This is a genomic window from Streptomyces sp. P9(2023), assembly GCF_032436795.1.
GTDB lineage: Bacteria > Actinomycetota > Actinomycetes > Streptomycetales > Streptomycetaceae > Streptomyces.
In genome coordinates, this window is sequence record NZ_JAUPWM010000133.1 from 1 (window position 1) to 530 (window position 530).

Genomic DNA, 530 nt, shown 5'->3' on the forward strand with positions numbered 1-530 from the left:
GATCACCGCGCCACAAGTCGGGTCGATGTGCTCGGCAAAGAGGGCGTACAGACCGGCAGCGCCTGAATTGCCCGTAGCAAGCTCCCGTACGCGCCTCCAACCCCTCGAATACACCTGTGTGAACCCCTTGTTCTTCCGCGCTTCCTCGCGCTCCTGAGCCTCTTTCTCGTCCAGCATGGCCAGCTCGCGCTGGCGAATACGCCGTTGAGCGTCCGTCGCTACCGTGATCTGCTGCATGGGCATCCCCTCAAACCGGAAACACTGCATCCGGACAATCGGACGTCAGCTTCCTATTGGTGGAAATTCTATTCCGAGTCGACAGTCCTATGCAAGGATTTTTTTTCCTATTATAGGAAGTGAGCGGAAGCAAGCTGCTTCCGGTTGTCCGGAAGCCCTGCTTCCTATTACATCCGCCTAACTTATTGTTTTTATTCAAAATCAGTATTTTTCCCTTCTCCTCTAAGGGGCTGCCGCCCCGCCGGCGGCCGCTGCGCGGGGCGGGCGCCAGGGCCGGGTGGGGGGGCAGGGCG

At 58.9% G+C, this 530-nt stretch carries 1 pseudogene; it reads right to left on the minus strand.

Annotation, left to right across the window (positions count from 1 at the left end):
* Window positions 1-237 (minus strand): annotated as a pseudogene (locus Q5762_RS37015) (hypothetical protein); the annotation flags it as partial.
* Between the last annotated feature and the right edge of the window lie 293 nt (window positions 238-530).